Source organism: Candidatus Pelagibacter sp. HIMB123 (assembly GCF_052048195.1).
GTDB lineage: Bacteria > Pseudomonadota > Alphaproteobacteria > Pelagibacterales > Pelagibacteraceae > Pelagibacter.
In genome coordinates this window covers 12,948-37,084 of sequence record NZ_JBNAIL010000008.1, presented here as the reverse complement: position 1 = coordinate 37,084, position 24,137 = coordinate 12,948, and the positions used below count along the sequence as shown (strand labels likewise).

The window sequence follows — 24,137 nt, the reverse complement described above, 5'->3', positions numbered from 1 at the left end:
TGGTTTATATAAAAAAAAGCCCCCTATGACTAGGGGGCTTTAATATTTTATTTTATCTTTCTGACCACTTTGGCACTGGATGAATTAACTTAGCTGATGCCCATTTTAATGGAGCAACAACTTTGTTTTCACACTTACCAGCGTCATCACACATTACTTGGAAAAGTACCATTGGCTTGTCAACGTTCTGACCACCAGGTGCAAATTTAATATTTCCATAGAATGTTTGCATATTTGTAGCTGCAAGAGCATCTCTTACTTTCTTTTGATCAAAAGAATTTGCTCTTTCAAATGCATCTTTGAATACCAATAAAGCAGCTGAAGATTCAGCAGATTGGTAAGGTGGATCATATCCAAACTCTTTCTCAAAGTCTGCAGCATAAGTCATACCATCTTTAAAGAAATCATCTTTATAAGTTAGTGACTTGTGCCATTGAGAAGCACAAAGTGCATACTGTGAATTTTTACCATGCTGTTTAGATAGCTTAGCTGCATCACAGTGTGTCATAGCTAGCATTGGAACATCAACTTTCATTTCAGCAATTTGTCTGATCGCAGTTAACGCACCTTTTGTGTGACCTGATACAACAAGTACATCTGGTTTCATTTGTTTTACTTTAACCAAAGTAGCAGCCATATCATTTAGCTCTTTAGGCAATTTATCGTCGATTATGATTTTAGAACCAGTTCTTTCTGCAGCATCTAAAATACCTAATCTAACGTCCTGTGAAAAAGCATCTTGTTCAAACGCTTGAGCAATTCTTACTGGTTTTCCACCATTTAACTCAACCGCTGTTTCGATAGCAACATCAAGATATAGGTTAGCTGGAGCTAATACAGCAAATAGATATTTGTAACCTTTTGTAAACAAAGATCTAGATGCACCATTTGCTTCAACCATTGGAACACCATATTTTTCAGTCACTGGCGCAATCGCTTTAGTTAAACCAGAACTGTAAGGGCCAAGCATAAACTCAACACCATCTTGTGATATTAATCTTTCTGCAAGCTGTGCAGCTCTCTTAGGGTTTGACTCATCATCGTAATAAATAATATCAAACTTATAAGTCTTTCCACCAACTTTAACACCACCCATGCTGTTAATTCTATCAACGGCCATGTTGTAACCATTTTGAGTATGAACACCATTAGATGAGTATTTACCAGTTAAGGAAATCGCAGCACCTAAAATAATTTTGTCACCAACTACTTTTGCAAAAGATGCAACAGAAGTTGAAAATAAAATTACTAATGCAGAAACAAAACTTAAAATTATTTTATTTAATCTCATTTTATTTCCTCTTTAATTAATTAATTATGTAATTATTAAATAAAGAAATTTTATTTAATGCAAGTAGCAATAAAGACCAAAAATGATTTAATATTGTTGAGTTATAACAATTATTCCAGCAATAATTACTAAAACACTCGCAGAAATTGTATTAATTGTTTTTGGGTTTGCAGTGATCCACTTAATTAATTTCTGTGCAAGCATTGCGTAACCAATCAAAGATAAAAAGTCTAAAACAATGTAAGTTGTAATTAAAATTACAAATTGTGCCAATAAATTTGAATTAAAGTCAATAAATTGGGGAAATATAAAAGGAAAAAACATCCAAGCTTTTGGACTTGTTCCGGCCACTAAGAAACCATCTCTAAAGAAAGATAAGTTACTTTTTTTTATATCTCCTTCACTTGAAATAGTTTTTGGACGTGATTTATAAATATCGTAAGCAAGATATAAAATATAAATTACTCCTATCCATTTAAATATATTTAATATTGTTGAGTTCTCAGAAAAAAAAGATCCTATTACAAATATTACTAATGTTGCTTGAATAAAGTTTGCTGTTACATCCCCTAATGCCGACCAAACACATTTTCCCACCCCATAATTCATTGAATAAGAGATAATCACAACTCTAGGAGTTCCAGGTGTAATGAATAAAAAAATTATTATCTGTAGATAAAGTATGAAATCTAAGGGGAGCATAAAAAAAGATAGTCCTTAAAAACCGGGAGCTAAAGATGGCTAAGAAGGACTATCTGATACATAATATCAGAGGCTAAAAAAAATGCATTAAATTTTTTTTTCAAATATAAAGGATTTATGAAAAAAAAAGGTCACAGACCAGTTACTAGAGTCAAAAACCCAGAGCCCAAAATGGACGATCCCGATTGGATCATTTGGGCAGCCTGGGCAGATAGGATCACTTTTGAGGAAATCGAAAAAAAAACTGGGAAGAAAGAATCTGATGTAATTAAAATTATGCGAAGATCTCTAAAACCATCCTCTTTCAGGTTATGGAGAAAAAGAGTAAATCAAAAAAGTATAAAACATCGAAAAAAATTTGAATATTCTAGAAAAGAAATAGCTAGTAAAATTAAAAAAGGTGACTATCTATAGTTCATGAAAAAAATTACGATGTATACAGGCCCACTATGTAATTATTGTGAGGCAGCAAAAAGATTATTGGCTAGAAATAATGCTCCCTATAATGAAATTGATATTTCAAAAATAGATGGTGCAATGGATGAAATGATTAAAAAAGCTAATGGCAAAAGAACTATTCCACAAATTTTTTTTGATGACCAACATATTGGTGGTTATGATGAGGTTAGAGCTTTAGAAAAAGAAAATAAACTTCAAGATCTTTTAAACAATTAACTCCATTCCTCTAAAGCTAACTGTTTCTTTGCTAATAAACTTAAATCTTCTAACTTAACTCTTCCTTTATAATTTATTTCATAATCTTCAGCAGAAAAATCTGGTGGGCTTTTACCTTCTAGAAATTTTTTTGATTGTTTTATTGTATAATCAAGATTTTTTTTACAATAAGGTGTTGCACCAACGTAAACAACATTAGAATAATTTTTTCCTGAATGTTTGTCTTCAACGGCATGAACAACATCTGGATGCCACCAAACTGTGTCCCCTGGTTTCATTTTTGGAATTGAAACCAAACCTTTTAAAAGTAATGAATGATAATCTTTATTTACAGATAATGCTCTACCAAGTTTTGATCCACACAATTCATTTTCAGGAACATCATCTTGCAATGCTCTTGTTAAAATATATGTCATTGCTTTAGCAATTGGTATTAATTGTAAAGTTCCATCGTTAGGACCTTGTTCTGTTAAAGCTGTCCAACCTTGAAAAGTTCTAAAAACATGTGCAACTGCAGGAGACTCAAACTCTATTGTTTTATCTCTATATTTTGCTTCAAATGGATTATATTTTTCAAAGTTGTCAGAAAATATATCTCTATAAATTTTTTGATAATGACTATCAGTCCATCTTTCAATAGATCCGGCATCGCAATGAGGAGAAAGACCCAAAGTATCATCACCTGGCTCTCTTCTTCTAACTCTATCTGCATAAGATAACTCTTTATTAGGATCAAAAACCTCATATTCTTCATTTTTATAAACCCAAAGATTATTTAGCCATTTTTTTACTTTAGCCATTTGCTCTGAATGTCTAATTTCTATTTGTGCTTTGGACCAATAAAGACCGAATATTTGAGGTTTGCCTGATTTAAGGTCACTAAAATATTTATCTAGATCAGCTTTCTTCTTTTGATCTTCATAATAATTATTTTCGTCAATATACTTTTCTAATTGAAGATTTAAATTTTCAATAAATTTGTCTTCAAAAACATCTCGGATTATTACACACCCTCTTTTTTTTATATCTTCTATTACTCTTGTTTTGTTTAGATCTATTTCATTAATACTAATTTCTGGAATTATGGATTTATTGTTTTTTTTGAAATTTAGTATTTCTTGTATTTCAGCTTCTATAAATTTTTCAATTTTAGCAAAATTTTCTCTATAATTTTTTGAGTGATTTCTGAGTTCCTCTTTGACTTTTTTAATATCAATATTTTCGAACATTATATTTAGCTCTTAGGTTTAAAAACTAAACATGCCCCATTGTTACAAAATCGTTTTCCTGTAGGATCAGGTCCATCATCGAATATATGCCCATGATGGCCTCCACATTTTTTACAATGATATTCGGTTCTTTCATAACCTATGTGGTGATCTGTTTTTGTTTCAAATACGTCTGGTAAAGATTCATAAAAAGAAGGCCAGCCTGATCCACTCTCATATTTTGTTTTTGAATCAAATAATTTTTCACCACAGTTTGCGCAATGAAAACTTCCTTCCCTTTTTTCATGATTAAGTTCACTTGATCCAGCACGCTCAGTACCTTCCTCGAATAAAATTAATTTTTGCTCAGCAGTTAAATTTGGATTTATTTTTTTTGTCATGATCCTATATATTTAGCACAAGATTGATGTAACATTGAATGTAATTCAACAAGTTTTTTAAAATCTTTATTATAACCACCGCCCAAAACCCCACAAAATGGTATTCGTCTAGAAAAAAAGTTTTCTACTACTAGCTCATCTCTTAATTTAATACCCTCATCAGAAATTTTTAATTTCCCTAATCTGTCGTTAAAATGAATATCGACACCAGCTATGTAAAAAATGAAATCAAAATTTTCTTGATTTAACTCATTTAAATAATGTTTAAGTGTTTTGATATAAACATCATCCTCTAAATTATCCTCGAGCTCCACATCTAAATCACTATTTGATTTTTTTGCTGGATAGTTAGTTTTAGAATGCATACTGAATGTAAATACACTTCTATTATCTTTAAAAATTTCTGAATTACCATTTCCTTGATGAACATCTAAATCAACAATTAAAATTTTATTAGCAAGACCTCTATTAAGTAAGTAATGTGACGCAACTGCAACATCATTAAATACACAATAGCCCGCTCCTCCATCATAACTTGCGTGGTGGCTACCTCCAGCAGTATTACATGATATGCCATAATTGATTGCAAGTTTAGATGCTAAAACAGTGCCGCCTGTAGCAACTAACGATCTTTGAACAACACTATCAACAAGTGGAAATCCAATTTTTTTTATTCCCTCTTTACTTAAAGTTTTATTTTTAATGTCTGAAATATAATTTTTGGCATGTGCGTAGCTTAATGTTTCAAATGAGCAAGGTGATGGTTTGTGAAATTTTTTTACTATTTTATTTTGGATTAAGTATTTTGCAAGTTCACCAAATTTATTTATTGGAAATTTGTGATCATCACCAATTTTAGCAAAATAATCCTCGTGATTAACAACAGGTAGTTCCATTTTTACTCTAGAACTCTGATAGGCTTTCCATTTACACAAGCCTCTAATCCTTCAATCATTTGATTATAAAAAATACTATAATTTTCAGCTGTAACATAACCAATGTGAGGAGTGAGCAATGCATTTGGTAAAAATCTAAGCTTATTATTTTCAGGTAAAGGCTCTTTTTCATATACATCAATTCCTGCACCAGCAATTACATTAGTTGATAAAGCGATAATTAAATCATCCTCATTTACAATAGGTCCACGAGACGTATTTATCAAAAAAGCTGTTTTTTTCATTTTATCTAATTCTTTTAAAGTAATGCAGTCTTTATATCTTTCACCTCCTTGAACATGAATTGAAAGAACATCAGAATTTGTAATTAAATCTTCTTTACTGCAAGGTAGTACGTCTAATTCTTTACACTTATCTAAGTTAAGATTTTCACTCCAAGCCATTACTTGCATACCGAAAGCCTTTCCAATTTTAGCGACTTCACTGCCTACCCTGCCTAATCCAATTAAACCTAAAATTTTTCCCTTTAATTCTACCCCTATAGTTGTTTGCCAATATCCTTGATACATATTATCGAACTCTTCTTTAAAGTTTCTTGCCAAGCCAAGAATTAATGCCCAAGTTAATTCAGGCGTTGGGTTGATATTTATATCTGTTCCACAAACTATAATTTTTCTTTTCTTAGCGGCCTCTAAATCAATAGATCTATTACGTAATCCACTTGTGATTACAAACTTTAAATCATTTAAATTATCAATTAAATTTTTTGTAATTGGAGTTCTTTCTCTCATTATTAACAAAGCTTCAAAATCAGCTAACTGATCAATTGCGTCTGCTTCGTCTAAAAAAGGTTCGCTAAAAATCTTAAATTCATATTTCCCAGACAGTTTTTCTAAATCTACAAATTGTTGAGCAACATTTTGATAATCATCTAATATAGCAACTTTAAGCATTTTTAACTTTCTTATTTGATAACAATATTCCTGTAATAATAAAACAAGCGCCTAAAATATGATAAAACATAAATTTTTCACTAAAAAAAATCATCGCCATTATTGCGCTCAAAATTGGCATTAGGTGTAAAAAAACACCAGATCGATTAGCACCAATCATAGATATTCCTTTTATCCATAAAATAAAAGATGCCAAACCTGGAAACAAAACTACATAAGATAGAATTAAAATAAATGGTAATTCTAAGTTAATTCTAAATCCAATTTGATATTCAATAAAATAAACTGGTATCAAAAATATTAAACCAAATGTAATTACTACTTGAAGTAATGATATTTGAGTTAATTCATATTTTTTTCCTTTTAACAATGTAGAATATAAAGCCCATGAGAACATTGCTATCACCATGGTAATATCACCTTTATTGAAATCTAAATTTTTTAATATTTCCAAATTTGCTTTTGTAATAATCATAATTACACCAGCAAAAGAAAATACTACCCCTATAATTTGAAAAATATTTGTCTTTTCAATTTTTAAAATTGAAGAAAATAACATGATCATCACAGGTATCGTTGAAATCATTAAAACTCCACTAATCACCTGAGTAAAATTTAATGAGTAATAAACAATTGAATTAAATATTGTAATACTAGTAACTCCCAAAACAATGAAAATCTTATAGTTTTTAATTATATAGTTTCTTTTCTCTAATATTTCAGGAATTGTAAAAGGTGCTAAAATCAACCAAGCAAAAAGCCATCGGTAAAAATTTAGTGAAAAAGGTGGAACTTCATAAAAACTTGCAAGTTTACCTACTACAAAATTTCCTGCCCAGAAAGTTACAGTTAAAAATAGATATAAATAGGCTAAAAAATTATTATCTTTAGTCACTTAACTAAATCTAAGCGAACTATAAGGTTTTAAATCTAAATTTGTATTTTCGTTCGCTATCATCCCTGAAACAATCTTTCCAGAAATTGGACCTAAAGTCCATCCTAAATGATGATGCCCAAAACAATAATAAATATTTTTATGATTTTTTGATGGTCCCATAACAGGTAAAAAATCTGGTAAAGTTGGTCTAAATCCTAACCATTCATCCTCATGCTCGGGTAAATCACCAAGCATATATTTTGCATTATTTATCAAATTTTTAACTCTTGATTTAGATAATGGATTATCTAATCCGCCAAATTCTACAGTTCCAACAACTCTTAAACCTTGTTCCATTGGTGTAATTCCAAATCCACGGTTAGAAAATATCACAGGTCTGCTTAATAAATGGTCACAATTTTTAAAATGAACATGATATCCACGCTCTGTATCTAAAGGTATTTTTTCACCAAGATTATCTGTTAATTTTTTTGAAAAAGCACCACACGCTATTACTGCTTTATCAAAAACGTAACTTTGAGTTTCAGTTTTAAAAACTGGTTTTTCTTCATCAAAATTAATATCTTTTATATTTACTTTGTTAAATTTTCCACCTTTTTGCAAAAATAAATCAAATAGTTTTAAAAGAATTCTTTTCGGATTTCTTGCATGTCTCGCATAAGGATAATAAACGCCTGCATGGTAAAATGGTTTAATATGTGGTTCAAGATCGTGTATTTCTGCTTTAGTGACCAATTGTTGTTCAACACCTAGTTCATCTCTAACTTTAATTTCTAATTCTCTACTTTTTAAATCTTTATCATTCCAGATATAAAGAATTCCTTTGTTTTCAACCAAACCTTCTAGGTCTATCTCTTCAAATAATTCATCATATGCAGGTAAAGCTAGATCTAAAATTTGGTGCATATTTTTAGCAGTATGCATCATCTTAGTTTTAGTAGTATTCATTATAAATTTTACAAACCATGGAATCATTTTAGGAACATAATTCCATTTTAAAGCAAGTGGACCTGAGGAACTAAGCAACATTGCAGGCACGTCTGCTAGAACGTCGGTTCTATTTAAAGAAAGAGACGCATAAGGTGAAAAGTGACCTGCATTACCATAAGAGGCGGCTTGGCTACCTGGGTTGTCTCTGTCAAAAATAGTTACATTGAAACCTTTTTTTTGAAGAAACAAAGCATTAGATACACCTTGAATTCCTGCTCCAACTATTCCTACTTTAAGATTTTTATTCATGAAATTGTTATACAAGTAAAAATTAATTTATCAGAGTGACAAATTATGCAAATTTAAATTTTATTATGCAATCATTTGTTTATGATTGATTTTAGCACTCAAAACTATGCCAAAGCCAATCATTGTAGCTAACATTGAAGAACCTCCATAGGACATTATTGGTAATGGAGAACCAACTATAGGTAGTAAACCTAGAACCATAGATAAGTTTACAACAATATAAATAAATATTGCAAACGCATAACCAAAACAAAAAAGTCTAGCAAAGTTACTTCTTGAAATAGATCCTATTCGTAAAATTCTAAAAATTATTATTGAGTATAATATCAAAAGACCAACAGAACCTATAAAACCAAACTCCTCTGAAAATAAAGTAAATATAAAATCTGTATGTTTTTCAGGTAAAAAATCCAAATAACTTTGGGTGCCTTTTAAAAAACCCTTCCCATTAAGGCCACCTGAACCTATTGCTATTTTTGATTGTATAATTTGATATCCAGCACCTAAGGGATCTCTATCTGGGTCTAAAAAAGTTAATATTCTTAGTTTCTGGTATGGTTTAAGAAATGAAATTATAAAAGGTAACGAAATCAAAAAAGTAATAAATGAGTAAATAAAGTACTTTATTTTTACTCCTCCTAACCACAAAATAATTAATCCACTTAAAGCAATTAATATAGATGTACCAAGATCAGGTTGAGAAATTACAAAAATTATTGGAATTATTATAATCGATAAAACAATAGTTATACTAGTAAATGAATTAACATTTTCTATTTTTATTCTATGAAAGTATTTTGCAAGACACATTATGATTGCTACTTTCATAAGTTCTGAAGGTTGTAGAACAAATAAATAAAGATCCATCCATCTTTGTGAACCAGAGGACTTTATTCCAAAAAATGAAACATAAATTAATAAAAGTATTACTATAAAGTAGATTATATAAGAAAAGTTATGCCAAAATTTTATATTAAAGAAAGCCACAAATATCATTAAAGGAAAAAAAACTGCAAGTTTTACAAAATGATTTTTTGTATGAAAAAGTATTTCACCACCGTCTGTAGAATACATAACAAAAACACTTAATACAGAAAGAAGGATGATAGAAATCAATAATATATAATCTAAGTTTTTTATTTTTTGAAATAATGTAATCTCATTACTCAATCTATCGTGCTGAAACATTTAAACGGTAATCCTCTCAAAATTTGATTGTTTATTTCTTAAATCATGTCTATCGATGATTAATTTAAATAATTTTTTTGCAATTGGTGCTGCCGCCTTACTTCCCGAACCACCATGCTCAACAATTATACTAAGCGCATATCGCGGGTTAACATATGGGCCATAAGCGACATACAAAGCATGATCTCTATCTTTGTATGGTATTTGCTCTAATTCCAAATCCAATTCCCTCTCTCTTTTGCTAATTCTCTTGACCTGGGCTGTTCCAGTTTTTCCTGCAAATTGATATTTAGGATCATCAATTCTTGATTTATAAGAGGTTCCAAATCTTTCATTGGTTGAAGCAAACATTGCCTCTTGAACAATCTTAATATTTTTTTGGTTTTTAAATAACTTTTTGTCTAACAATTCCTCAGATCCGGCATCAAATAATAACCCACTTTCCATTGATTGTTTTGCGTCTTCATAAGAAATTGGATTACTGTCCACAATTATTTTTGGTTTTATTGCATATCCTCCATTTGCAATTTGTGCAGTCATCATACAAAGTTGTAAAGGTGTTGTTTGTGTATAACCTTGACCAATACCTGTGATTAAAGTTTCACCTAATACCCAGCCTTTGCCAAGATTATTTTTTTTCCATACTGTATTGGGAAATAATCCTTTTTTTTCATTATCAAAATAATCACCTAATACTTTTTTTCCTAAACCAAATTTTTCAGCTGTTTTATTTAATCGATCTACCCCTAACAATCTTGCGACTTCATAAAAATAAGTATCACAAGACTGCTTCATAGCATTTTTTAAACTTACCCAACCATGTCCTTCTTCTTTCCAGCAATGAAATGTTTGTCCATACAATTCCATTTTACCTGTGCATTTAACTTTAAATTTTGTATCAACCACGTTGTTTTCTAGTGCAGATAGGGCAACAATTGGTTTTATTGTTGAACCTGGTGAGTATAGACCCGAAAGGGTTTTGTTTATTAGTGGTTTTAATGGATTATTTCTAATTAATTGCCACTCATCATTACTTATTCCAAAGAGAAATAAATTAGGATTATAAGATGGAGATGAATACATTGCTATTATATCTCCAGTATAAATATCCATTACACTTATAGATCCTGCTTTTTGATTTAACAATTCTCCACAAGCTTTTTGTATTTCTGTATCTACAGTTAAACGTATTTTTGATCCTTGCTCACCTTTTTGATGTTCAAGTTGATTAATTCTTTTGCCGTAAGCATTAACTTCATATCTTTGTATGGCATTTGTTCCAATTAAATGATTTTCAAGTCTTTTCTCTAAGCCCAGTTTTCCAATTTTCATTCCTGGTACAAATCTTTCTTGGATGATTTCATTTTCTAAAATTTCTTTTTCATTTGGTTGACTCACATAACCAAGAACATGTGTGTATACATCGTTAAATGGATAGTTTCTGGAGATTGTCATTACAGGTTTAACGCCTACAAGATCGTATAAATAATTATTAATTTTTACAAATTGACTCCAGCTTAAATTTTCAGAAACAATAATGCTATCCCAAGGTTTCAGTTCTGATTTTAATTTATTTATTCTTGCAATTCTTTTATCACTTAGATTTAAAAGATTTTTTAATCTTACTAATAAATAATTAAAATTCTCAACTTGCTCTGGAATTATATGTAATTGATAAACTTTTAAATTCCCTGCAATTACATTTCCAAAATAATCAACAATATTTCCCCTTGTAGGTGGGAGTTTCCATTCTCTAATTCTGTTTTTGTCTGAAAGTGTTAAATATTTTTTATTTTCGTTTATTTGAAGAGAAAATAAACGAGCAACGATACCAACAAAAACTATAATTTTTGCTGCTCCGATTATGAACATCCTTCTATTAATTACATCTGTTTTTCTTATTCCTGAATTAGATTTAATCATTTGTTTGATATGAAATTCTTTCGTTTAAAAAATTAAAAAATAAAAAAAATATTGGATAAAATAAAAAAGTAAAACCTGAGTTGATCAAATAATTAGTGTAATCAACTTTAATTAAAAAGACTAAATCCAAAATAATTATTTGAATTGAATTTATTAATAAAATTGTAAATAATAATGATATCCAGTCTTTCATAAAGTTTGGTGATAAAGTAATATTTCTTATATAGGCTGTTACTGAACAAAGAATAAGATAGCAAAAACTACTAATACCTATTGGTATCCCTATAACAACATCATTGACTATACCTGCAAAGAAAATTGCAAGGTAGCCTAGTTGATCAGGATTTCTTAAAGTCCAGAAAAAAATTAATAAATGAACAAAATTAAAAGCAAAATAATCAAGTTTTAAGTAATTAAAATCAAATTCATTAAATACTGAAAAAAATAACATTATCAAAGGTGAATAAGATAAGAATATTTTTAAAAAAGAGCTTTTGTTAAGTGACGACATTATCCCTCTCCACCTATTTTATAAGAAACTATTTTTACATAGTTGAGTTGTGTAAAATCAGAAAAAAAATTAATTTTTCCATCTGATATATTATCAATTTTTCCAATTGGTATACCGGGTTTGAATAAACCACCAAGACCTGAGGTGTAAGCAATAATATCTTTATTTTCAAAACCTTGAGCATAGTCCTCCTGGGTATGTTCAATTTTTCCAAAATCACTTCCTGTACCAGAAATAACAGCTTGTATATCATCTGGCTCTAGAACAGATGGTATTTTACTATTAAGATCAGACAATAGTAATGCCCTTGAATTAGTATAATTTACTTCAATTATTTGGCCAACTAGGTAAACATCATCAATAACAGCCATTCCAATTTTTACTTTATCTTTTGTGCCTTTATTTAATACTACTGATTTTAAATATGGGCTGTCTTTATCAATTAAAACTCTGGCAAAAATTTCTTCAGAATTTATACTTTCGTCAAGTAACTCTCTAAGCTTTTCATTTTCTTCAATTAAAAACTCATTTTGTAATTTAAGTTGGTCAGAATTTTCTATTTTAATTAATTCTTTCTGATGACTTTCATACAAATCCATATGTGATTTGAATTTTGATGTTAATTCTTTTAATTTATTTTCTGGGATTGATGCAATATGAGATGATCTATAAATTACTTCATTAATTCCTAATTTAACAAATTGTATTGCTTTAAAGTTTAAATTACTTAGAACAATTACAAAAATTGATAAAACAATTAAAGTTAGTAAAGAAAATTTTTGCTTATCTTTTTTTTTTAAAAAAGCTGACCTAATGGCAATTACAAAATCATCTCTGCCGGTAGCCATTTTTCCTAATATTCAGATAACATAGTAGAAAAAGTTTCTTCCTGATCCAAAGCTTTACCTGTACCGACAGCTACACAAGATAATGGATCATCTGCTATATGAACTGGTAAACCTGTTTCTTTAGAAAACCTTTTATCGATATTTTTTAACAAAGCACCACCACCTGTTAAAGTTAATCCCATATCAACTAAATCAGCTGACAACTCAGGTGGAGTATTTTCCAGCGCATCTTTAATTGCACCAACCATTTGTTTCATAATATCGTTTAGCGCTTCTGCAGTATCTTCTTCTGTAATATTTACTTCCTTAGGCGTACCTGATCTTAAATCTCTTCCTTTAACTGGATAAGTATTTGTTCCTGTTGGTACAGCTGTTCCCATTTCTTTTTTTATTTTTTCAGCAGTAGTATCACCAATTAATAAATTATATTCTTTTCTCATATAATCTACGATTGCGGTATCCATTGAGTCACCCGCAACTCTTAAAGATTTAGAGTAAACTAATCCACCTAAAGACATTACAGCGATTTCACTTGTACCACCGCCAATATCTACAATCATTGAACCAGTTGCTTCAGAAATTGGTAGATTTGCTCCAATAGCTGCTGCAATTGGTTCTTCAATTAACTGAACTCTTCTTGCACCTGCTGCTAAAGCACTATCTTGAATTGCTTTTCTTTCAACTGGTGTTGAGCCAGTTGGTACACAAATTAAAATTCTAGGATTAGCAAATGTACTTCCTTTGTGAACTTTTTTAATAAAATGTTTAATCATTTCTTCGGTAACTATAAAATCTGCTATAACACCATCTCTTAAAGGTCTAATTGCACTTATGTTTCCAGGCGTTCTTCCAAGCATTGTTTTTGCTTCATCTCCAACAGCTAATACATTTTTTTTTCCGCCTTGATCAACTATAGCAACAACTGAAGGTTCATTTAAAACCACCCCTTGACCTTTTAAAACAACAAGTGTGTTTGCTGTTCCAAGATCAATAGCCATATCTTGGCTCCATATTTTTTTAACACTATCAAATAATCCCATTATATCCCTCTTACTTTCTGACTTTCTTGCTCCATTGGAGCTGTTTTATCTCTTTTGATTATCATTTTATTTAATGCATTTATGTAAGCATTTGCTGATGCAACCAAAGTATCTGTATCTGCTGCTTGACCTACAGTTGTTTTGCCCTTTTCCTCTATTTTTACACTTACTGTTGCTTGTGCGTCTGTTCCTTCTGTAACTGCATGAACTTGATAAAGCTGTAAGTTAACATCATGAGGATATAAAGTTTTAATGCATTTGAATATTGCATCCACTGGACCATCTCCAGTTTCTGTTGCATTTTTAACATCACCGTAAACATCCAAAGTCATTTCTGCTTTTTGTGGTTCTCCTGTTCCAGCAAAAACTTTTAAAGATTTAAGAGTAATTGCACTCACTTTATTATCTACAATTAAACTATCATCTACTAAGGCAATAATATCTTCATCGTAAACATGTTTTTTCTTATCTGCTAAGACTTTGAATTTTGCAAATGCGTTACCTACTACATCATCAGTTAAATCTGGATAACCTAGACTGTTTAATTTATCTTTAAATGCATGTCGCCCAGAATGTTTACCCATCACTAATGATGTTTGCTTAACCCCTACACTTTCAGGTGTCATTATCTCATAAGTTTGTCTATTTTTTAACATTCCATCTTGATGAATTCCTGCTTCATGAGCAAAAGCATTTTTTCCAACGATAGCTTTATTGTATTGAACAGGAAATCCTGTTGCATTTGAAACAATTTTTGAAGCTTTGCTTAAAAGTGTTGTATTAATTCCAGTTTCGTATGGCATTAAATCAGGTCTTGTTTTAATAGCCATGACAACTTCCTCAAGAGCAGCATTTCCTGCTCTTTCTCCTAATCCGTTTATTGTACATTCAATTTGTCTTGCTCCAGCTTGAACTCCAGCTAATGAATTGGCCACTGCCAAACCTAAATCATTATGACAATGAGTAGATAAAATCGCTTTATCTATGTTTGGAACTTTATTTAATAAAGTTTCTATAATTTTTGTAAACTCTGATGGTATTGTGTAACCAACTGTATCAGGAATATTAATTGTTGTAGCTCCATTTTTAATTGCAAGCTCTACAGTTTTACACATGTAATCCATATCAGTTCTTGTTCCATCTTCACAAGACCACTCAACGTCATCAGTAAATTTTCTTGCATAAGCAACATGTTTTCCAATTGATTCATAAACATCTTCTGGAGACATATTTAATTTATGCTTCATGTGTAACGGGCTTGTAGAAATAAATGTATGTATTCTAAATCTTGGTGCATGTTTTAAAGCTTCATAAGCTCTATCAATATCTTTTACTGAATGTCTTGAAAGTCCCGCAGGTATAGAATTTTTTAAAATTTTACTTACTTCTGAAACAGCTTCAAAATCCCCTGGTGAAGCTATAGGAAAACCTGCTTCAATAATATCGATACCTAATTCATCAAACACTCTGGCGATTTGAATTTTTTCCTCTAAACTCATAGATGCGCCTGGCGATTGCTCACCATCACGCATAGTAGTATCAAATATAAAGACTCTATCTTTTTTGCTCATAACTAAAATTTTTAGAAAATCTATAATACAATCTATGAGAGAGATTGCAAAATAATTAGTTAGATAATCACTTTTAATGGACCATTTTAGGCTTACATAAAATTAATTATAAATAGACTCAATTTTAGGCATTAACCTTAAAAGCTCTTTTGTATATTCATGCGTTGGTTTTAAAAATAAGTCCTCAGTATTTGAAACTTCACATAATTTTCCATCTTTTAAGACGCCAATTCTATCGCACATTTGTCTAACAACCGGTAGGTCGTGACTAATGAATAAAATTGTTAAATTTAATTGTTCTTGAAGATCTTTAAGTAAATTTAATATTTGGGCTTGGATACTTACATCTAAAGCAGAAGTAGGTTCGTCACAAACCAAAAGCCTTGGTTGTGTGGCAAGAGCTCTTGCAATTGATATTCTCTGTCTCTGTCCTCCTGAAAATTCATGAGGATATCGATCTGCAGATTTTTGAGTTAATTCCACAGACTCCAGTAAATCATAAATATAATTATTTAAATCTAAAGAAGATATAGATGGATTATGAAGTGTAATTGGTTCTGCAATTATATCTTTTACTTTTAATCTTCCATTTAGTGAAGAATAAGGATCTTGAAATATCATTTGAATTTGTTTTCTGAATTTCATTAATTCAGATCTCTGTTTAATTTTTGTTATACAAACGTTGTCAAAGAAGATATCGCCAGAAGAAGGTTTAAATAAATTTACTATCATTTTAGCAATTGTAGATTTTCCGCTCCCACTTTCTCCCACTAAGCCGAAAGATTCACCCTCTTTTATTGCAAACGAAACATCATTAACAGCCATCACAGAATTTTTAGAACTTTCGGTAAAAAAATTATCATCAAAACTTTTATTAAGATTTTTTATTTCTACCAAATCTTGGTTTATAATTTCTTTCTTTGACCATCTATTTAATATTTTGATATTATTTTCTTTTTTATTGTTGTTTTCTTTTTCAACTATTACAAATCTTGAAATTTTTTTATTAGTTGGTGGAACTGAACTTACTAAACTTTTAGTATAATTTTCTTGTGGACTTGTTAATATTTTTTTAGTTTCACCAATTTCAACTAAATTACCACTTTTCATAACTGCTACACGATCAGCTGTCTCAGCTATAACTCCCATGTCATGAGTAATTAAGATAACCGCAAGATTTCTTTCTTTAGTTAATTTTTTAATAAGTTCTAAAATCTGAGATTGAATTGACACATCTAATGCTGTTGTTGGCTCATCTGCAATTAACAATTCTGGCTCACAACATAAAGCTAAAGAAATTACTACTCGCTGTCTCATTCCACCTGAGAATTGGTGAGGATAATTATCAAATCTTGCCTCTGCATCTTTTATACCAACCTCTTTTAATAAATTTATAGATTTATTTTTTGCTTCTTCTTTGCTTAATTTAAGATGAGTTTGAATTGTTTCAATTAATTGTTCGCCTACTGTAAGAATTGGGTTAAGTGAAGTTTGAGGATCTTGAAATATCAATCCAATTTTATTTCCCCTATATTTTACAATACTTTCAGAATTTTCATGAATGTTAAGATCGCCTAAAATAACTGAGCCACTAGAAACCTTACCTGGTTCATCAATTAAATTTATAATAGCATTTCCTACAGTGCTTTTTCCTGATCCAGACTCTCCAACTAATCCTAAAATTTCTCCTTTATTAACCTCAATATTTACATTCTTTGCAGCGTAAACTGTCTCTTTTCTCATTTGATAATCAACGCTAAGATTATTTATTTTTAAAAATGTCATTTTTTTAATTTTGGATTTAAAGTATCTCTCATCCAATCCCCTAATAAATTTATTGAAAATGCTAAAATAACTAAGAAAATTGCTGGAAAAAAAGTTATCCACCATTCTCCTGAAAATAAAAAGTCATTACCAAGTCTTATTAATGTCCCTAAAGAAGGTGTTGTTGGAGGGACACCAACTCCTAAAAAACTTAAAGTAGATTCAGCTAAAATAGCAAGAGCTAAACCAATAGTTCCAATTACTAACACTGGTCTTAAAATATTTGGTAAAATATGTTTAAACATAATAATTATATTTGAAACACCGATTATTGTTGATGCTGAAACATAGTCTTTATTTTTTTCGACCAAAGTTGCTGCTCTTGAAACTCTTGCAAATTGTGGCCACTCTGAAATCCCGATTGCAAATATTAAAACATAAATTGCCATTTCATCATGCATTTCTCTCGAGATTAATCCTCTTGCTATACCATCAACCAATAATGCCATCAAAATACTTGGTACTGTTAACTGAACATCGGTTAACCTCATTACTATCATTTCATATTTTCCCCCAAAAAATCCAGCGGTTAATCCCAATCCAACTCCAAGGATTAAACTAAAAATTATCGCAGAAAAACCTACAATTAGAGAAATCCTACATCCATACAAAATTGTTGATAGCATATCTCTTCCTTGTCCATCAGTACCTAAAATAAATTTAGCAAGACCATCTTCTGTCCATGATGGTGGTGTGAATGCATCCATCAGTGAGAGAGAGGATGGATCAAAAGGATTGTAAGGTGTTATCAGCTCAACAAAGAAAGAGCAGAAAAAAATTATAAACAAAATAGTACATGAGACAATTGCAGTAGGAGATTTAATAAAGCTATGATAAACATCACTATCTTTTATTCTCTCCCAAGTACTTATAGATTTGTTATCCACTTGCAGTATCTCCTTTAACTCTTATTCTTGGATCAATTAGATAATAAAGAATATCAACTATAAAATTTATCATTACGAAAACAAAAGCAATAAATACTAGATAAGCTGACATGATTGGTATATCGACGAATTGTACAGCTTGAATAAATAAGAAGCCCATGCCAGGCCATTGAAAAACAGTTTCAGTAATAATTGAAAACGCAATTAAAGTTCCAATATTTATTCCAGCTATAGTTATTACAGGTATCAATCCATTTTTTAATGCATGTTTATATTTAATACTATTTTCACTAATGCCTCGAGCACGCGCAAATTTAATATAATCTGTTTGTAATATTTCCATCATCTCTGCTCGTACAAGTCTGATGATATAAGTCATTTGGAAAAGGCTTAATGTTACTGAAGGAAGTATAATTGCTTTAAGTCCTGAAACTGTTAAAAAACCTGTGGTCCAAAAACCTAAATCAACAACTTCTCCTCTTCCAAAAGAAGGCAATATTCCTAAGATTACTGCAAATAAATATATAAATAATATACCAATTACAAATGTGGGGAGCGAAACCCCCAGCAAGGAGATTGCTAAGACAAAATCACTTAAAAAACCTTTTCGATTTATACCTGTATAAACTCCCAACAATGTACCGGTTATAAGTGCAATTAATGCTGAAATAACCACAAGTTCAATAGTTGCAGGCAATCTTTCAACTATTAATTCTGAAACAGGTCTTCTTAATTGATATGAAATTCCAAACTCACCTTTAGAAGCATTAACTATAAATCTCGAAAATTGAACGTGTATTGGATCCATCAAACCTAATGTTTCTCTCAATTCAGCTCTTTCCTCATCAGAAGTCTCTTCTCCAACCATGTTATTAATTGGATCTCCAACAAAATTAAATAATGAGAAGGATACAAAGGCGACAACCAACATCACCAAAGCAGATTGAAACAGCCTCTTAAAAAAATATTTTATCAATTTGTGAAAGTTTAAACTTACAAGCCCTTTAAATTTTTAAAGGGCTTGTAATAATTTTTAATTAGTTAAAACTAGCAGTTCTGAATAACGGTTCGTTATTCGGTCTGATAGGAACATCAACATTGCTTTTAGATGCCCAAGAAATTACTTGGTGATGTAAAGGAAGATAAGAAATATCATCTTTTACAATTTTCCAAGCTTTTGCAATTGCAGCATTTCTTTTATCTAAATCAACTTCACCTTCCATAATTCTAATTGCAGCATCAACTTCTGCATTACTAAAGTTAACTTTGTTCCAGCTAGCACCAGTTTCATATAAATAATGGAAAACATAGTGACTATCTAAAGTTGGAACACCCCATCCTAGCATATAGAAATCACCTTGATCATCTTTAAGCTCTTTGAAGTGTTTACTTTTAGTTTGAGCGAATAAGTTAACATTAACTCCAATTTTACCTAACATACCAACAACAGCAGTACAAATTGCTTCATCGTTTACATATCTGTCGTTAGGACATCTAAGTTCAACATCAAAACCATTAGGATAACCTGCATCAGCTAAAAGTTTTTTTGCAGCATTAACATCGTAAGGTAATCTTTTATCAAGATCAGCTGTATATCCATTTACACCTGGGAAAGTTATAATTCCTGCTGGTTCACTTAAGCCCCTCATAACTTTTTTCTTGATCGCTTCAATATCAATTGCTTGATAAAGAGCTTGTCTTACTGCTTTTTTCTTAAATGGATTATCACCTGTATTACCAGTTCTTAATTTGTCAGCTGCTTGATCCATGCCTAAGAAAATTGTTCTCATTTGAGCTGTACTTTCAACCTTGTGACCTGAAGAAGATCCGATTCTTTTTAAGTCTTGGACAGGAGCATCAGTAACTAAATCAATCTCACCAGATAATAAAGCTGCAACTCTAGTCGCTGCATTTTTAATAGGCATTAATTCGATTTGAGTTACACTCTTATCTTTCATTTCACCCCACCAGTGTTTATTTCTTTTAAACACCGTTTTTGTATTAGGTTCTCTCAATGTAATTTTGAAAGGACCAGTTCCTAATGCATTAGTAGCAGAAAATGTTTCTTGACCTGCATCCCAGTTTTGTGGTGACATTGCAAAATTTTTCTCTGACCAAGCTTTAGACATTATAAAAATGTTTGATAGCTGGTTTAAAAGAATAGGATTTGGTTTGCTTGTTGTTATTTTGACTGCGTAATCTCCAACTGCCTCAACATTAGAAATGGTGCTAATATATTCTTTAAAGTCAGATGTTCTTTGCTTAGCTCTCAATATACTGAACACAACATCTGCTGATGTCATCCCAGAACCATCTGAAAACTTAGCATCTTCTCTCAAAGTAAAAATCCAAGTATTTGGATCTGTAGCTTTCCATTTTGTTGCTAAAGCAGGACCTATTTTCATATCCAAACCTCTTTGAACTAAAGCTTCGTAAACTTGTCTAGATACTTGTGTAGTTGGACCCTCATTTTGTGCATGTGGGTCTAGTGTTAAACTGTCTCCTTGCATAGACCATTTAATAGTTTTTGCCCATGCTGAAGAAAATCCGAATACTATAACTAATGATAATAGTATCCTTACTATATTTTTAGTCTTCATTATTTCCCTCGTTTTTAAAATTTATTTAAAAAAGTATAAGTGAAATAATTAAATTATAGTAGTAATAATTTACTGATAAAATTTAACTTTTATCGCTATCAACTAATTTTTTCTTACCTATCCAAGGCATCATAGCTCTTAGTTCTGCACCAACTTTTTCAACAGGATGCTCTGCTAATTTAGCTCTAGTAGCAAGGAAGTTTTTTTGACCATTTTTGCATTCATCCATCCACTCTTTAGTGAATTTTCCAGATTGAATTTCAGCCAAAACTTCTTTCATTCTTTTTTTGGTTTCTTCTTTATTCACTACTCTTGGTCCAGATTGATATTCGCCATATTCAGCAGTATTTGAAATAGAATAATTCATGTTCGCAATTCCACCTTCATAAATTAAATCAACAATCAATTTAACTTCATGGACAGTCTCAAAATATGCCATCTCTGGTTCATATCCTGCTTCAACTAAAGTTTCATAACCATTTTTAATTAGCTCAACCAAACCTCCACATAATACAGTTTGTTCACCAAATAAATCTGTTTCAACTTCATCTTTGAATGTAGTTTCAATAATTCCTGATCTTCCTCCACCAACTGCAGAAGCATAAGATAAAGCTAAATCTCTTGCTTTTCCTGAACCATCTTGATGAACAGCAAATAAACAAGGTACTCCACCTCCTTTTTCATATTCACTTCTAACTAAGTGACCAGGGCCTTTCGGAGCAACCATAAAAACATCTAAATCTTTTCTAGCTTTAATTAAATCATAATGAACATTTAGCCCATGAGCAAAGGCAATACTTGTTCCTTCTCTTACTCTTTGTTCAATATGATTTTTATAAATTTCTGCTTGTAATTCATCTGGTGTTAGTATCATTACTACATCAGCCCACTCAGCAGCATCAGACAAATTCATTACTTTTAAACCTTTTGACTCTGCTTTTGCTGCGCTCGATGAACCTTCTCTTAAAGCTACAACAATATCTTTTACTCCACTATCCTTTAAGTTTAATGCATGAGCATGACCTTGACTTCCATAACCAAAAATAGCAACTTTCTTACTCTTAATCAGATTTACATCCGCATCTTTTTCATAAAACATTTTCATATCGTCTCTCCTATTAAATTAATTAAATATTTTAGCACCTCTGGTCATAGCCACTGCCCCTGTTCTCGAAGTACTTATAAGTCCCAAAGGCTTTAATTTTTTATTCATTACATCTATCTCTCTTCTTAGAGCAGTTATTTGAATTACTGCTGAAGATTTTGTTTCATCTAATATTACGGGATTAAATTTTTTACAAGCATTTAAGCATTTTTCAATTTTATTTCTTTTGCCTACTACCTTAAATAAAGCCATTTCCTTAAATATTACATCTTTGTCTTCTCTTTTAAACTCAGCAACTTTATGAACGGGCACTAATTTAGTTAATTGAAGTCTTATTTGGTCAATTACTTGAGGCGTTCCTGTAGTAACAATTGTTATTCTTGAAATATTTTTAACCGCGTCAACTTCTGCAACTGCTAATGACTCAATATTATATCCTCGCCCAGAAAATAAACCTACTACCCTTGCCAAAACTCCAGCCTCATTATCTACCCATACTACAAAAATATATGTGTCAGATTTTTGCTTTTTCGAAGGGATGCTATAAGCTGATTTTGATTTCGGCATTTTGATTATACTAAGGCTTTGCCTTTTCCTTTGATTTTATTTTCCTCTTGATCATTTGGCCCCAAGATCATTTGGTTATGAGGTTTTCCAGATGGAATCATTGGGAAACAATTCTCGTTAGGATCCACATGACAATCAAATATAACTGGTCCATCAAAATCGATCATTTCTTGAATTTTATAATCAAGCTGATCTGGACTGTCTGCTTTAATTCCCTTACAACCATATGCTTCTGCCATTTTCATAAAATCAGGTAATGCTTCAGAATAACTTTCAGAATAATTTTTTTCATGGAGTAATTCCTGCCATTGTCTTACCATTCCCATATATTGATTATTTAAAATAAATATTTTAATAGGAAGATTGTATTGAACTGCCGTAGACATTTCTTGCATAGTCATTAAAACTGAAGCTTCTCCAGCAATATCAATTACTAATTTTTCAGGATGAGCAATTTGAACACCAACTGCTGCTGGCAATCCATACCCCATGGTTCCTAAACCACCAGATGTCATCCATCTGTTTGGTTTATTAAATTTATAATGTTGAGCAGCCCACATTTGATGTTGCCCAACCTCAGTAGTAACATAAGTATCTTTATTCTTAGTTAATTCATAAAGTCTTTGAACAGCATGTTGAGGCTTTATACTTTCATTGCTATTTACAAAATTAAGAGAGTCTTTTTCTCTCCATCTTTCGATTTGTTCCCACCACTTAGCTATATTTGATTTATTTGATTTGCTATGACCATTTTTTCTTTTAGCAATTGTCTTATTAATTTTATTGATAACGCTCGTAACGTCTCCAACAATTGCAAGATCTACTTTGATAATTTTATTAATTGATGATGGATCTATATCAATATGAACCTTTTTTGAATTTGGTGAAAACTCATCAATTTTTCCAGTAATACGATCATCAAACCTTGCACCTATGTTAATTAAAAGATCACAATCATGCATAGCATTATTTGCTTCATAAGTACCATGCATACCAAGCATTCCTAAAAATTGATTATCATCTCCAGGGTAGGCACCTAATCCTTGAAGTGTAGAAGTTATAGGAAAACCAGTGAGCTCAACAAATTCTCTTAGAGCCTGACTTGCTTTTGGACCTGAGTTAATTACTCCTCCACCACTATAGATGATTGGTTTTTTAGATTTACTTAATAAATTTACTAATTCATCAATTTGATCTTGAGAAAATTTATTATGGGATTTTCCATTTAATTTTTTTTCTTTGTTAGGTTTTTTGTATTTTGTTTTTGCAAACTGAATATCTTTTGGAATATCAATTAAAACTGGTCCAGGTCTCCCTGTTGTTGCAACTCTAAATGCTTCATGAATTACTTTTGAAAGATCATTAATATCTTTCACTAACCAATTGTGTTTCGTGCAAGGTCTTGTAATTCCCGTGGTGTCACATTCCTGAAAAGCATCTGTTCCAATTAAATGCGTTGGAACTTGACCAGAAATACAAACCAAGGGAACAGAGTCCATATACGCATCTGTTAATGCTGTAACTACATTAGTAGCTCCAGGGCCTGATGTAACTAAAACTACGCCTGGTTTTCCTGATGATCTAGCATAACCTTCAGCTGCATGACCTGCACCTTGCTCGTGTCTAACTAAAATATGTTTTATAGAAGGATGATTTTTTAATTCATCATAAATTGGTAATACTGCGCCACCTGGATAACCAAAGATATGTTCTACCTTTTGGTCTTCAAGACACTTAAATACAATTTCTGCTCCAGTTAATAATTTTGGCATTAGGCAATCTAGCTGAAGTTGTGCTCATTGGTCAAGTT

Annotated in this window: 23 protein-coding genes; 2 read left to right on the top strand and 21 right to left on the bottom strand. The window is 31.0% G+C overall.

Annotated elements, in window-relative coordinates; translation table 11 throughout:
• Nucleotides 1-52: 52 nt before the first annotated feature.
• Together ACTTBL_RS02305 and ACTTBL_RS02300 are read right to left on the bottom strand one after the other, a co-directional pair.
• Nucleotides 53-1,291, bottom strand: coding sequence for an amino acid ABC transporter substrate-binding protein (locus ACTTBL_RS02305; RefSeq protein ID WP_440643433.1), 1,239 nt, complete (start codon nucleotides 1,289-1,291; stop codon nucleotides 53-55).
• A gap of 87 nt (nucleotides 1,292-1,378) precedes the next feature.
• On the bottom strand, nucleotides 1,379-1,993 hold the full coding sequence (locus ACTTBL_RS02300) for a LysE family translocator (RefSeq protein WP_075504616.1): 615 nt from the start codon (nucleotides 1,991-1,993) through the stop codon (nucleotides 1,379-1,381).
• Nucleotides 1,994-2,110: 117 nt separating this feature from the next.
• On the opposite strand from ACTTBL_RS02300, the gene ACTTBL_RS02295 reads away from it, so the two are divergent.
• Nucleotides 2,111-2,407, top strand: a complete 297-nt coding sequence (locus ACTTBL_RS02295) for a TIGR03643 family protein (protein WP_023854243.1) — start codon at nucleotides 2,111-2,113, stop codon at nucleotides 2,405-2,407.
• 3 nt (nucleotides 2,408-2,410) lie between these two features.
• Nucleotides 2,411-2,668: a glutaredoxin 3 gene (gene grxC / locus ACTTBL_RS02290; RefSeq protein WP_440643432.1), complete on the top strand. Its 258-nt coding sequence runs from the start codon at nucleotides 2,411-2,413 to the stop codon at nucleotides 2,666-2,668.
• Here the strand turns inward: grxC and ACTTBL_RS02285 are convergent.
• The 19 genes from ACTTBL_RS02285 to ACTTBL_RS02195 all read right to left on the bottom strand — a co-directional run bounded on the left by ACTTBL_RS02285 (nucleotide 2,665) and on the right by ACTTBL_RS02195 (nucleotide 24,099).
• Nucleotides 2,665-3,897 carry a YbiU family protein gene (locus ACTTBL_RS02285; protein ID WP_440643431.1) on the bottom strand — a complete coding sequence of 411 codons (1,233 nt, stop codon included), beginning with the start codon at nucleotides 3,895-3,897 and terminating at the stop codon, nucleotides 2,665-2,667. The two genes, grxC and ACTTBL_RS02285, sit on opposite strands and share 4 nt — an antisense overlap.
• A 5-nt stretch (nucleotides 3,898-3,902) precedes the next feature.
• Nucleotides 3,903-4,277 (bottom strand): peptide-methionine (R)-S-oxide reductase MsrB, encoded by a 375-nt coding sequence (gene msrB, locus ACTTBL_RS02280; protein WP_440643430.1) that lies wholly within the window; start codon nucleotides 4,275-4,277, stop codon nucleotides 3,903-3,905.
• A complete protein-coding gene (locus tag ACTTBL_RS02275; protein WP_440643429.1) occupies nucleotides 4,274-5,173 on the bottom strand; it encodes a histone deacetylase family protein in 900 nt (299 codons plus the stop codon). The genes msrB and ACTTBL_RS02275 overlap by 4 nt, the downstream gene beginning before the upstream one ends.
• 2 nt (nucleotides 5,174-5,175) lie before the next feature.
• A complete protein-coding gene (locus ACTTBL_RS02270; RefSeq protein ID WP_072090696.1) occupies nucleotides 5,176-6,126 on the bottom strand; it encodes a D-2-hydroxyacid dehydrogenase family protein in 951 nt (316 codons plus the stop codon).
• The gene (locus ACTTBL_RS02265; protein WP_440643428.1) at nucleotides 6,119-7,021 is read right to left on the bottom strand and encodes a DMT family transporter; all 903 of its coding nucleotides are present in this window, start codon (nucleotides 7,019-7,021) and stop codon (nucleotides 6,119-6,121) included. The genes ACTTBL_RS02270 and ACTTBL_RS02265 overlap by 8 nt, the downstream gene beginning before the upstream one ends.
• The gene (locus tag ACTTBL_RS02260; RefSeq protein WP_440643427.1) at nucleotides 7,022-8,263 is read right to left on the bottom strand and encodes an NAD(P)/FAD-dependent oxidoreductase; all 1,242 of its coding nucleotides are present in this window, start codon (nucleotides 8,261-8,263) and stop codon (nucleotides 7,022-7,024) included.
• Between the two features lie 63 nt (nucleotides 8,264-8,326).
• A complete protein-coding gene (gene rodA, locus ACTTBL_RS02255) occupies nucleotides 8,327-9,451 on the bottom strand; it encodes a rod shape-determining protein RodA (protein ID WP_440643426.1) in 1,125 nt (374 codons plus the stop codon).
• Nucleotides 9,452-11,374, bottom strand: coding sequence for a penicillin-binding protein 2 (gene mrdA / locus ACTTBL_RS02250; RefSeq protein ID WP_440643425.1), 1,923 nt, complete (start codon nucleotides 11,372-11,374; stop codon nucleotides 9,452-9,454). It abuts the gene before it with no gap.
• The gene (gene mreD / locus ACTTBL_RS02245; protein WP_440643424.1) at nucleotides 11,367-11,885 is read right to left on the bottom strand and encodes a rod shape-determining protein MreD; all 519 of its coding nucleotides are present in this window, start codon (nucleotides 11,883-11,885) and stop codon (nucleotides 11,367-11,369) included. The genes mrdA and mreD overlap by 8 nt, the downstream gene beginning before the upstream one ends.
• Nucleotides 11,885-12,733: a rod shape-determining protein MreC gene (gene mreC, locus ACTTBL_RS02240; protein ID WP_440643423.1), complete on the bottom strand. Its 849-nt coding sequence runs from the start codon at nucleotides 12,731-12,733 to the stop codon at nucleotides 11,885-11,887. The genes mreD and mreC overlap by 1 nt, the downstream gene beginning before the upstream one ends.
• 5 nt (nucleotides 12,734-12,738) lie before the next feature.
• Nucleotides 12,739-13,773 (bottom strand): rod shape-determining protein, encoded by a 1,035-nt coding sequence (locus tag ACTTBL_RS02235; RefSeq protein WP_440643422.1) that lies wholly within the window; start codon nucleotides 13,771-13,773, stop codon nucleotides 12,739-12,741.
• Nucleotides 13,773-15,344 carry a 2-isopropylmalate synthase gene (locus tag ACTTBL_RS02230; RefSeq protein WP_440643421.1) on the bottom strand — a complete coding sequence of 524 codons (1,572 nt, stop codon included), beginning with the start codon at nucleotides 15,342-15,344 and terminating at the stop codon, nucleotides 13,773-13,775. The genes ACTTBL_RS02235 and ACTTBL_RS02230 overlap by 1 nt, the downstream gene beginning before the upstream one ends.
• Before the next feature lie 102 nt (nucleotides 15,345-15,446).
• Complete coding sequence (locus ACTTBL_RS02225) at nucleotides 15,447-17,129, bottom strand: dipeptide ABC transporter ATP-binding protein (RefSeq protein WP_440643420.1); 1,683 nt, start codon at nucleotides 17,127-17,129, stop codon at nucleotides 15,447-15,449.
• Nucleotides 17,126-18,055 carry an ABC transporter permease gene (locus ACTTBL_RS02220; protein ID WP_440643419.1) on the bottom strand — a complete coding sequence of 310 codons (930 nt, stop codon included), beginning with the start codon at nucleotides 18,053-18,055 and terminating at the stop codon, nucleotides 17,126-17,128. Before ACTTBL_RS02220 ends, ACTTBL_RS02225 begins: the two co-directional genes overlap by 4 nt.
• Nucleotides 18,048-19,031, bottom strand: a complete 984-nt coding sequence (locus ACTTBL_RS02215; RefSeq protein WP_440643418.1) for an ABC transporter permease — start codon at nucleotides 19,029-19,031, stop codon at nucleotides 18,048-18,050. Before ACTTBL_RS02215 ends, ACTTBL_RS02220 begins: the two co-directional genes overlap by 8 nt.
• Nucleotides 19,032-19,092: 61 nt before the next feature.
• Nucleotides 19,093-20,655 carry an ABC transporter substrate-binding protein gene (locus ACTTBL_RS02210; RefSeq protein ID WP_440643417.1) on the bottom strand — a complete coding sequence of 521 codons (1,563 nt, stop codon included), beginning with the start codon at nucleotides 20,653-20,655 and terminating at the stop codon, nucleotides 19,093-19,095.
• Nucleotides 20,656-20,737: 82 nt separating this feature from the next.
• Nucleotides 20,738-21,760: a ketol-acid reductoisomerase gene (gene ilvC / locus ACTTBL_RS02205; protein WP_145596083.1), complete on the bottom strand. Its 1,023-nt coding sequence runs from the start codon at nucleotides 21,758-21,760 to the stop codon at nucleotides 20,738-20,740.
• An 18-nt stretch (nucleotides 21,761-21,778) separates the two neighbouring features.
• Nucleotides 21,779-22,327 (bottom strand): acetolactate synthase small subunit, encoded by a 549-nt coding sequence (ilvN, locus tag ACTTBL_RS02200; RefSeq protein ID WP_440643416.1) that lies wholly within the window; start codon nucleotides 22,325-22,327, stop codon nucleotides 21,779-21,781.
• Nucleotides 22,328-22,332: 5 nt separating this feature from the next.
• The gene (locus ACTTBL_RS02195) at nucleotides 22,333-24,099 is read right to left on the bottom strand and encodes an acetolactate synthase 3 large subunit (RefSeq protein WP_440643415.1); all 1,767 of its coding nucleotides are present in this window, start codon (nucleotides 24,097-24,099) and stop codon (nucleotides 22,333-22,335) included.
• Nucleotides 24,100-24,137 lie beyond the last annotated feature (38 nt).

Coding starts and splice junctions, on each gene's coding strand:
- ACTTBL_RS02305 (WP_440643433.1), bottom strand. CDS start 1,291: ATGAGATTAAATAAAATAATTTTAAGTTTTGTTTCTGCATTAGTAATT.
- ACTTBL_RS02300 (WP_075504616.1), bottom strand. CDS start 1,993: ATGCTCCCCTTAGATTTCATACTTTATCTACAGATAATAATTTTTTTA.
- ACTTBL_RS02295 (WP_023854243.1), top strand. CDS start 2,111: ATGAAAAAAAAAGGTCACAGACCAGTTACTAGAGTCAAAAACCCAGAG.
- grxC (WP_440643432.1), top strand. CDS start 2,411: ATGAAAAAAATTACGATGTATACAGGCCCACTATGTAATTATTGTGAG.
- ACTTBL_RS02285 (WP_440643431.1), bottom strand. CDS start 3,897: ATGTTCGAAAATATTGATATTAAAAAAGTCAAAGAGGAACTCAGAAAT.
- msrB (WP_440643430.1), bottom strand. CDS start 4,277: ATGACAAAAAAAATAAATCCAAATTTAACTGCTGAGCAAAAATTAATT.
- ACTTBL_RS02275 (WP_440643429.1), bottom strand. CDS start 5,173: ATGGAACTACCTGTTGTTAATCACGAGGATTATTTTGCTAAAATTGGT.
- ACTTBL_RS02270 (WP_072090696.1), bottom strand. CDS start 6,126: ATGCTTAAAGTTGCTATATTAGATGATTATCAAAATGTTGCTCAACAA.
- ACTTBL_RS02260 (WP_440643427.1), bottom strand. CDS start 8,263: ATGAATAAAAATCTTAAAGTAGGAATAGTTGGAGCAGGAATTCAAGGT.
- rodA (WP_440643426.1), bottom strand. CDS start 9,451: ATGTTTCAGCACGATAGATTGAGTAATGAGATTACATTATTTCAAAAA.
- mrdA (WP_440643425.1), bottom strand. CDS start 11,374: ATGATTAAATCTAATTCAGGAATAAGAAAAACAGATGTAATTAATAGA.
- mreD (WP_440643424.1), bottom strand. CDS start 11,885: ATGTCGTCACTTAACAAAAGCTCTTTTTTAAAAATATTCTTATCTTAT.
- mreC (WP_440643423.1), bottom strand. CDS start 12,733: ATGGCTACCGGCAGAGATGATTTTGTAATTGCCATTAGGTCAGCTTTT.
- ACTTBL_RS02235 (WP_440643422.1), bottom strand. CDS start 13,773: ATGGGATTATTTGATAGTGTTAAAAAAATATGGAGCCAAGATATGGCT.
- ACTTBL_RS02230 (WP_440643421.1), bottom strand. CDS start 15,344: ATGAGCAAAAAAGATAGAGTCTTTATATTTGATACTACTATGCGTGAT.
- ACTTBL_RS02225 (WP_440643420.1), bottom strand. CDS start 17,129: ATGACATTTTTAAAAATAAATAATCTTAGCGTTGATTATCAAATGAGA.
- ACTTBL_RS02210 (WP_440643417.1), bottom strand. CDS start 20,655: ATGAAGACTAAAAATATAGTAAGGATACTATTATCATTAGTTATAGTA.
- ilvC (WP_145596083.1), bottom strand. CDS start 21,760: ATGAAAATGTTTTATGAAAAAGATGCGGATGTAAATCTGATTAAGAGT.
- ilvN (WP_440643416.1), bottom strand. CDS start 22,327: ATGCCGAAATCAAAATCAGCTTATAGCATCCCTTCGAAAAAGCAAAAA.
- ACTTBL_RS02195 (WP_440643415.1), bottom strand. CDS start 24,099: ATGCCAAAATTATTAACTGGAGCAGAAATTGTATTTAAGTGTCTTGAA.